This window comes from Campylobacter sp. CNRCH_2013_0855 (genome assembly GCF_025773025.1).
Taxonomy (GTDB): Bacteria; Campylobacterota; Campylobacteria; order Campylobacterales; family Campylobacteraceae; genus Campylobacter_D; species Campylobacter_D jejuni_C.
Genome location: NZ_JAKMTE010000030.1, coordinates 1 through 3,187 on the forward strand (window position 1 = coordinate 1; position 3,187 = coordinate 3,187).

At 25.9% G+C, this 3,187-nt stretch carries 3 protein-coding genes; all 3 read left to right on the forward strand.

Features of this window, described 5'->3' with window-relative positions; translation table 11 throughout:
- Positions 1-451: 451 nt before the first annotated feature.
- A complete protein-coding gene (locus tag L8X40_RS08525) occupies positions 452-904 on the forward strand; it encodes a tRNA 2-selenouridine synthase (protein WP_412175590.1) in 453 nt (150 codons plus the stop codon).
- Positions 905-967: 63 nt separating this feature from the next.
- Entirely contained in the window at positions 968-1,201 is a 234-nt protein-coding gene (locus tag L8X40_RS08185; RefSeq protein ID WP_263667662.1) for a hypothetical protein, read from the forward strand.
- Between the two features lie 557 nt (positions 1,202-1,758).
- Positions 1,759-3,075, forward strand: coding sequence for a hypothetical protein (locus tag L8X40_RS08190; RefSeq protein WP_263667663.1), 1,317 nt, complete (start codon positions 1,759-1,761; stop codon positions 3,073-3,075).
- Positions 3,076-3,187 lie beyond the last annotated feature (112 nt).

The window sequence follows — 3,187 nt, forward strand, 5'->3', positions numbered from 1 at the left end:
CGCTATATTTTATTGTTATAATTTATAAAAAGTGATGAAAAATATACAGGACAAAGTTACTGATGAACCCTAAAGAACTTATCTCTCAAATCAAAGACTATGCTAATATAAGATGCTAGTTATGCTATGCTTGATTTAATCGATGAGAATGATGAAAAAGGTTTTAATAGTATGTTAAATATAAAAACTAAATTTTACTTATACTAAGGTATTTGAAATAATATACTTTAAAAAGGAGTATCAAATGAAAATCACAATGATAATTCTAAGCTTGTTTTCTTTAGTATCTTTAAGTGCATGTGCTTTTAAAGAAAATAAAGCAAGTGAATTAGAAACTCTTGCAAGTAATTATGGTGGAATTTATATCTTTGATAAAAAAATAAGAGAAGAGATATTGGAAAATGAAAGAAAAAGAAGAGAGTTGGAAGATACTGATAAATTTAGAACTAAAGTGGGTCAATTAAAATCAGGAGAGTTAATTTATACGATAGATTCTGAAGCTATTGATAAATTGCTTCCTCAAGTCCTTTCTAATGGTTGTAAATATTATCGTAATGATTATAATTATAAAATAGGAGAATCAAACTTCAACTTCAAAGATAAACCCGAATTTGCATACTATGAAGATCAATTTAAAGCATATATGGGTGAAGAAAACTATAAAAAATTAAGACCTTATTTAGGTATGACAACTTATTATGTGTGTGAGGGTAAAAAATATCCTGTTGTTTTTGCTACTATGATAGATTATAAAGTAAAAAGTTATGGATTATTTGGAGATGAAGGAAGAGGATTTAGCTTTTCTAGCATTAGTCGTAAAAGTGCAGGAGGAGGATCTTTTCATTATTTTACTAATAATAAATTTATAAAAAGTGATGAAAAATATACAGGACAAAGTTACTGATGAACCCTAAAGAACTTATCTCTCAAATCAAAGACTATGCTAATATAAGATGCTAGCTATGCAATGCTTGATTTAATCGATGAGAATGATGAAAAAGGTTTTTTTGATAGTGCTTTTACTCCTCCTTTGTGGCTTTATGCAGATGGGATAAAGTTAGGGTATGAGATAGAAGAAAAAGTCAAGTTTCTAGATAAAAATGGAAAATTTCAAGTAGTTAAAGATAAGGGAGATCCTACAGCTTATGCTACCATTATAGAAGCTAGATTTTCTGCTGATCTTGATAAAGTAGATGAATAATTAAGACAAGAATATCTTAAAAATAAAGAATGAGACAAGATAGATCAAAAACGGTATGAAGCTAAAGAAGCTAATGAATTCAATGATGATTTTTGGGGTTTTGGAATTAAAATGAATTCTGTTAATGTTACAAGCAATAAGATGTTAAAAAATAATCAATATATAGTAAGGGAATATCTATGAATAACAAATTTAATTTTGCTAAATTTGTATTAGATTGTTTCATATGTTTTGGAATTGTGATAATATCCCCATTTGTGTATTCTATATTAATAAAAAGCGATGATTTTCGGTGGTTATTATATCCTATACAATGGTTATTATATCCTATACAATGGTTATTATATCCTATACAATGGTTATTTAATATTGATACTCATACTATTAACGATATATCAATTTTGATTATTGGGTTTTGTTCTTTGAGTATTATTTCATTTTTTATCATTGGTTTTTTTTATAAAATACATAAATTAAGCTTGTTTTTATCATTGATTTTTATGATTTGTTATGCAATATTTGGTTATTATTTTTTTAGTCACTTATAAGGAAATTTTATGAAGTACTACGCAACAATTTATATCCACCCTATGGATTGGAACATTCCCCATGTCTTTTTAGGACTTACTAAAGGCAAAAGTCCTGATGAGCTTGATAAAATAGATGAACAATTAAGACAAGAATATCTTAAAAATAAAGAATGGAATAAGATAGATCAAAAATGGTATAAACAAATTTATCCTAGTATAGTAGACAATGATTTTAAAGATGAGGGATTTTTTGGCTTTGCTCCTGTTGAATCTACTCCTAGCCATTGGGGTAAAGTGTATGAAAATAATCAATATATACCAAAATGGGATAATAATTTTCAGCAATACATTTGTACAGATGAACGCCCATCTTCTACTTTTTGGCAACAAAATCGCTGTGTGCTTGAAATTTCACAAGAGCAGTATGAAGTCTTGCTTAATGAAATTAAAAAAGAAGCAGAGAAAACAAAAAATAGAAATCCCAATCTACAAAAAGATGATAGTAAAATGATAAATCTTGAAAGCATTAGAGAAAACTTATATTATAATTCTTACCCTTTTAATAGTTTTCCTATCCACAATTGTACAACTTGGCTTTTAAATAAACTTTCTGATATAGGAATAGAAGTTATTAATATTGATGAATGGATTCCAGATTTTCCCATATTAGACAACTTAAAAGAAAATTTAAACACAATCAAATCTCTTCACTCCATCTTTTTGAAATTTCAAAATATTGATGATAATTTACAAAGTGTAAAAGGTGCAAGAGCTTTTATTACTTGGACTAGATCTATGCTAGATAATAATTATATATGTTATGTAAATCAGGAAAATTTAGAAAAGAAAATACAAACTTTTTGTAAAAAAAATATAGAAAATCAAAGATATTATGAAAGTATTAAAAAATTTTATGATAAAGCCTCTCAACTTAAAAGTATATACAATAAATTAAATCTTTGTCTAGAATCTATCACTAACAAATTTAGTGCAGATATAAAAGGTGATTTTGAATTAATTTATTTTGATAGAAAAGATAGACAAATTAAACTTTTAAAAGCAGATAATGATTATGAAGCTATTGCGATACAAGATTTAGATTTGAGTCAAAAATATAATAATTTTAGTGTGAGTAAATTTTATCCTTTTATTTTTATACCTAAAGATGAAATGATTTCAAGAATGCTTTATCATAAATATGATTATGGTAATATCTCACAAGAATATCAAAAAGATAGAAATGAATTTTATTTTAATGTTTTAGCAGGAGAAAAAAGCGATAAATATTGGAGTTCTAGCTATCATAAAATGACTAAAAATTTAAGGAAAATTCATGCCTCTTGAAAAAGTAAAAGAAATAATTTTTGCTTATGATAAAGAAGTGATTGATTGTGAAGTCTTAAGGGTTAAAAATGTTGATTTAACTCATTCTAAAATTTATTTCAAAGGTGTATTA

What these genes read in the sequence shown, in the direction of transcription:
- L8X40_RS08185 (WP_263667662.1), top strand. Translation starts at nt 968, where the DNA reads ATGCTTGATTTAATCGATGAGAATGATGAAAAAGGTTTTTTTGATAGT.
- L8X40_RS08190 (WP_263667663.1), top strand. Translation starts at nt 1,759, where the DNA reads ATGAAGTACTACGCAACAATTTATATCCACCCTATGGATTGGAACATT.